General features: G+C 46.1%; 5 protein-coding genes. 4 read left to right on the top strand and 1 reads right to left on the bottom strand.

The window, feature by feature from the left end; genetic code table 11:
• The first annotated feature begins 321 nt into the window (after window positions 1-321).
• The 4 genes from AACX68_RS04855 to AACX68_RS04840 are packed head-to-tail and all read left to right on the top strand — an operon-like array spanning window position 322 to window position 4,302.
• Window positions 322-1,089, top strand: a complete 768-nt coding sequence (locus tag AACX68_RS04855; protein ID WP_228860738.1) for a 5-oxoprolinase subunit PxpA — start codon at window positions 322-324, stop codon at window positions 1,087-1,089.
• 25 nt (window positions 1,090-1,114) lie between these two features.
• Window positions 1,115-1,996 (top strand): 5-oxoprolinase subunit B family protein, encoded by an 882-nt coding sequence (locus AACX68_RS04850; protein ID WP_228860737.1) that lies wholly within the window; start codon window positions 1,115-1,117, stop codon window positions 1,994-1,996.
• A gap of 8 nt (window positions 1,997-2,004) precedes the next feature.
• Window positions 2,005-2,997: a 5-oxoprolinase subunit C family protein gene (locus tag AACX68_RS04845; RefSeq protein ID WP_228860736.1), complete on the top strand. Its 993-nt coding sequence runs from the start codon at window positions 2,005-2,007 to the stop codon at window positions 2,995-2,997.
• Between the two features lie 39 nt (window positions 2,998-3,036).
• Window positions 3,037-4,302, top strand: coding sequence for a 4-aminobutyrate--2-oxoglutarate transaminase (locus tag AACX68_RS04840; protein WP_228860735.1), 1,266 nt, complete (start codon window positions 3,037-3,039; stop codon window positions 4,300-4,302).
• A gap of 142 nt (window positions 4,303-4,444) precedes the next feature.
• Here the strand turns inward: AACX68_RS04840 and AACX68_RS04835 are convergent, their stop codons facing one another.
• On the bottom strand, window positions 4,445-5,257 hold the full coding sequence (locus AACX68_RS04835; RefSeq protein WP_228860734.1) for an inositol monophosphatase family protein: 813 nt from the start codon (window positions 5,255-5,257) through the stop codon (window positions 4,445-4,447).
• Between the last annotated feature and the right edge of the window lie 448 nt (window positions 5,258-5,705).

Below are 5,705 nucleotides of genomic sequence, written 5' to 3'. Positions count from 1 at the left end.
ATAATGAGATATTTCGATAAACTTTCCCATTTTTGTTAAATAAGAAACCATATTATCTCAATAAATATCATCCAAAAGCGCTCCCTTGTGCGGAAAAACCAAAGTAAACTCCGTGAGATTATTTCTATCTGATTAATTTCATAATATATCCAATGGGTTTGTCATAATATTTAGCAAAATCATGTGCCCACTTAAACGAATACATGGCCTATACTCAATGGGATTTCAATATGTATCGCGTGGGCATCAGAAAAAAATTTCTTCTTTTTGTCATACCATATTATATTTTTGACATTCAGTTCACAATTTGAGCGCATGACTATGACAAACATCGATCTCAACTCAGACATTGGCGAAGGCTTCGGCCCGTGGACTATCGGCGATAATGTGGATGAATCAATTATGGCATTAATCAGCTCAGCCAATATTGCCACCGGTTTTCATGCTGGCGATCCCTGCATTATGCGTAAAACCGTGGAGCTGGCACACCAAAAAGGTGTGTCCATTGGTGCCCATCCCGGGTTCCGCGATCTTGTCGGATTCGGCCGCCGCCATATCAATACCACCCCACAGGAATTAACCAACGATGTGTTATATCAGCTCGGTGCATTACGCGAATTTGCTGCTCTGTATAACCTTCCGCTAAGGCATATAAAACCACATGGTGCCTTATATATGCATCTGGCCCGTGACAGCGATGCTGCGCATTATTTCGTCTCCACGCTGCATAAACATGCTCCTGAACTGGCCATATTCTGCATGCATGGTTCGGCTATCTGGCGTGAGGCAGCCAAACTCGGTCATCCGGTAGTTTGTGAGTTCTATGCTGACCGCGATTACGATCTCAGTGGCTCTATTGTATTTACCCGCCGGGTTGCGCCGCTCGATCCTGAAATAATCGCTGATAAAGTGTTACGAGCCTGTCAGGAGGGTAAAGTCCGTACTGTAGAAGGAGCCGATATTGACGTTGAATTTTCCTCTGTCTGCCTGCACAGCGATACGCCCGGCGCATTCCCACTACTTCAGGCAATAGTCACCCGTTTACAGCAGGCAGGTATCACGATTACACCTCCACAGCCGCATAAATGATTGTATAAAAAGAAGGAGTGCTGATATGTCTGACTCAAATTTACGCTACACCTTCGGCGGCGACGAACATCTTTTTATTGAAATCAGCGAAGCAATGTCTCTGAAAGCATTCTTTCGTAGTATGTCGTTAACAAAAGCGATTAAAAACCTTGCATTACCGGGCATATTCGATATTTGTCTGGCAAATGCATCATGCCAGATACGCTTCAATCCGGATATTCTGCCACCCCTAACATTACTGGAGAAAGTTCAGGCCGTAGCGGAACAAGAAAACATCGGGGAAAAAATCTCTACGCGCATTATCGAAATTCCGGTGCTTTACAATGATCCCTGGACGCATGAAACCCTGATGCGTTTTCGGGAACGTCATCAGGACCCACAATCTACCGATCTGGAATACGCAGCGCGAATCAACGGCTTGCCTGATATTGATGCATTTATTGCCCAGCACAGCGGCGCTCCCTGGTTTGTTTCTATGGTCGGCTTTGTTGCCGGATTACCCTTTATGTACCAGATGGTAGAACAGGAACAACAAATTCAGGTGCCTAAATACCTGATCCCCCGTACGGATACCCCACAACTTTCACTGGGGCACGGCGGGTGCTTCGGCTGCATCTACTCTGTACGGGGTGCCGGGGGTTATCAGCTCTTTGGCGTGACTCCTGCCCCCATTTACGATACCCAGCAACGCCTACCTTATCTTAAAGATTCAATGGTATTTTTCCGCACAGGCGATATCGTTCAGTTCAAGCCCATCAATCGCGATGAATATGATCAGGCTATTTCACAAGTTGAACGAGAAGAGTTTACATTGCGTATTCGTCCTGTTGAATTTGACCTTGCAGCCTTTGAAGCTGATCCACAATCTTGCACAGCAAATTTGCAGGAAGTGCTATATGGCGATTGAGGTGTTATATGTCGATTGAAGTGTTATATGGCATTAAGGTGCTGAAACCGGGGCTGTCAAGCTCAGTACAGGACGCTGGCCGAGAAGGCTATTATCACGTAGGTATTCCGCCTTCCGGTACGCTGGATCGTTTTGGTCTGGCAGTCGCAAATCTGCTGGTAGGGAATGAACCGGATACAGCGGGATTGGAATGTACTCTGATGGGACCGGAACTGCTCTTTGAGCAGGACACCGTTTTTGCTGTCAGCGGGGCACCAATGGGCATACAACTGGATGGGCAGTCAGTTCCCCTTAATACCTGCCTGCTGGCGCAACAAGGGCAGCAACTGAAAATAACCGGCTCATCTTTAGGTGCCCGTAGTTATCTTGCCATTGCAGGTGGTATCGATGTACCTCTGGTACTGGGAAGTCGCTCCACATACAGCCTCGGCTCACTGGGTGGATATCAGGGCCGTCGGTTACAGGCCGGAGATACACTTCCTGTAACGGCGCATTGTGGGCAAGGCCCTGTTGGTCATCACCTGCCGGAAGAGTTTAAACCAGAATTTCATAAACATGCCGAACTTCGTGTGGTTCCCGGTATGTATATTCATCGCCTGACGGCAGAATCCGTTGACAGTTTTTTCAGCGATGAATGGAGGATCAGTTCTGAATCTGATCGCATCGGTTACCGCTTTCTGGATGGGCGTCCACTAAATTTTGTGGAGCGAACACCGCCGTTTGGCGCAGGTTCTGACCCCTCCAATATTGTGGATGCCTGCTACCCTATTGGCTCTATTCAAATTCCCTCGGGGCGTACTCCCATTGTCTTACACCGAGATGCCGTTTCCGGAGGTGGCTACATGACACTGGGCACCGTCGTCAGCAGCGATCTGGATATTCTCGGACAGTTACCTCCCGGTGCCAAAGTAAAATTTACCCAAGTGACATTACAACAAGCGCTGGCTATCCGGCATACGTTTCAGGAAAAACTGCAACGGCTGGTCACCGCACTATCCTAGTACCCCTACAAATTTATGCCATTTTCAGGAGAATAATTGATGAAAAATACAGAGTTGAATCAACGTCGTCTGAATGCTACTCCGCGCGGAGTCGGTGTGCTGAGTGATTACTTCGCGCAAAAGGCGGAAAATGCTACTCTGTGGGATGTGGAAGGTAACGAAATCATCGATTTTGCGGCTGGCATTGCTGTACTGAATACAGGTCATCGTCACCCTGAAATCGTATCCGCAATTGAACAACAACTAAAAGCATTCACCCATACCGCATATCAAATTGTGCCTTATGAAAGCTATGTGACACTGGCAGAACGTATTAATGCGCTGGCACCGATCAACGGCCCGACAAAAACCGCGTTCTTCACTACCGGAGCGGAAGCTGTCGAAAATGCCGTGAAAATCGCCCGCGCCTATACCCGTCGGCCGGGAGTGATTACTTTCAGCGGTGGCTTTCATGGCCGAACTTTTATGGCGATGGCACTCACTGGCAAAGTAGCACCGTATAAAATCGGTTTTGGCCCATTCCCCGGTTCCGTTTACCACGCCAAATATCCGAACGGGCTTCACGGCGTATCAGTCGATCATGCTCTGGCAAGTCTGGAACATATTTTCAAAGCCGATATCGCACCGGATCAGGTAGCCGCCATTATTATTGAGCCAGTACAGGGTGAAGGCGGATTCAACATGGCGCCCACCGAGTTTATGCAGGCGCTACGCACATTGTGCGATGAGCATGGCATTCTGTTAATCGCCGACGAAGTACAAACTGGCTTCGCCCGCACGGGGAAACTGTTTGCGATGGAACACCACAATGTAAAAGCAGACTTGATCACGATGGCGAAAAGTCTGGCGGGAGGGATGCCACTTTCCGGCGTAGCTGGACGTGCAGAAGTGATGGATGCACCGGCACCCGGAGGGCTTGGCGGCACCTATGCGGGCAATCCACTGGCGGTGGCAGCCGCCCATGCAGTACTTAACATCATCGAAAAAGAGCAGTTGTGCGAACGAGCGAATCAGCTTGGTCAGCATCTGGTGGAAATACTGGCACAAGCGCGCACTCAGTGCCCGGCAATCGCCGAAATTCGCGCACTGGGTTCTATGGTTGCAGTGGAATTTAACGATCCACAAACCGGTAAACCCTCGCCAGAATTTACCCGCGAAATACAAACCAGAGCTAAACGCGAAGGGCTGCTATTATTGAGCTGCGGTACTCACGGTAACGTGATCCGTTTCCTCTACCCGCTGACGATACCGGAGGCTCAATTCGGTAAGGCACTGCAAATTCTGTCACATATTCTGAAAAATTAAACCACATAGCCCCGGATGTAGTACCACATCCGGGATTTTCTCTCTCACATTATGTATATCGCCAATGGGTTTCGAGTTTCATCGCACCCGTAAATGAATACAGCCAATAAAGAGGAAATGTAAAAAACAGAGGAATTATCATTTAATTTTTTGTATCAGCACGGGAGTTCATTATCTCTACCACCTGATCCAGCAATGCTGAATTACAGGCCGAAATCAGACTGCCACCAAACATAGCTCTTTTCCGGCTGCCATTCAGTGCACAAAAATCACCACCCGCTTCTTTAATACAGGGCAAAATTGCCGCACTGTCCCACGGTTTCATGATGGTATCAATAGCACAGTGCAACCTTCCGGCTGCAACCATCGTGTGCTGGTAGCAGTCATTAACAAAGACAAAATCACGGGCAGATTTCACTAACCCATCCAGATTATAAGCCACTGTGCCATTTTCCAGATGATAACCGGAACTGTGTATACCGGAAGCTGCAATCACAGCATTGTTAACAGATGTTGGTGAGTTATCCATCACTTTAAGCTGGCGTAACGGCTTACCTTCCACACTCATCCAGCACCCTTCTCCTTGTGAAGCATAAACAACCGTAGAAATTGCCGGAAAACTGATTACCCCAAGTTTTGGCTCGCCATTTTCGACAAAAGCCAGCAACGTACTAAACAAGGGTACACCATACAGAAATGCCCTTGTTCCATCAATGGGATCAATGATCCAGCCTGATTCGAATTTTTCGCTGCCATCCAGCCCAAACTCTTCTCCCATGATAGGAACACCCGGGCTACGTTTTTCCAGTATGTTACGAATCTCTGTTTCCAGCATTAAATCGGTTTGAGTGACAACAGAGCGATCCGGCTTATAGTCAAATTGTCCGGCTCCGTCAAACGCATCCTGAGTCCGTTTTCTGATTGTATTTACTGCTTCAAGGGCAATTTCTAGCATCTTTGTATCACTCCTCAAGGTATCGTTTAACTTCATTTCAGCGTGGCAACGCTATTATGAAAGCCATAATTATGTCTTGTTAAAAACATATTTTACAGAAAAATAAAAATATATTAAGAAAATAAAAAACATAAAAAGAAAGTGAAAGAGGCTTTCACATCATATTCATTTAAAGAAATCATTGCTTTATAATCATTAAATTAAATAAAAAAAATAAATCATCACACTTCCCTGTTTTTTAAAAAAAAGAAAGAAATAAAATTTAAATGCATAATGAGTTACAAAGCACTTTCTCGGCAATATTGACATATTGGTATAAGTGCTATAATTAAAAACACACACAAGAAAATTGTTTTTTTAAATCAAGCAAGGAAAATATTATGAGGCCTAACAATATATTTAAAATTATTGTATTTTTATTAACATACTCAATTGGTTCCGCCTATGC

Source organism: Xenorhabdus sp. PB61.4 (assembly GCF_963894935.1).
In the GTDB taxonomy this organism is placed as follows: domain Bacteria; phylum Pseudomonadota; class Gammaproteobacteria; order Enterobacterales; family Enterobacteriaceae; genus Xenorhabdus; species Xenorhabdus stockiae.
The sequence above is the reverse complement of the archived record's forward strand: the minus strand, read 5'-3'. Positions and strand labels throughout refer to the sequence as shown.

Bases quoted from the DNA above. Each gene is read 5' to 3' on its own strand.
- AACX68_RS04855 (WP_228860738.1), top strand. From the start codon at position 322: ATGACAAACATCGATCTCAACTCAGACATTGGCGAAGGCTTCGGCCCG.
- AACX68_RS04850 (WP_228860737.1), top strand. From the start codon at position 1,115: ATGTCTGACTCAAATTTACGCTACACCTTCGGCGGCGACGAACATCTT.
- AACX68_RS04845 (WP_228860736.1), top strand. From the start codon at position 2,005: ATGTCGATTGAAGTGTTATATGGCATTAAGGTGCTGAAACCGGGGCTG.
- AACX68_RS04840 (WP_228860735.1), top strand. From the start codon at position 3,037: ATGAAAAATACAGAGTTGAATCAACGTCGTCTGAATGCTACTCCGCGC.
- AACX68_RS04835 (WP_228860734.1), bottom strand. From the start codon at position 5,257: ATGCTAGAAATTGCCCTTGAAGCAGTAAATACAATCAGAAAACGGACT.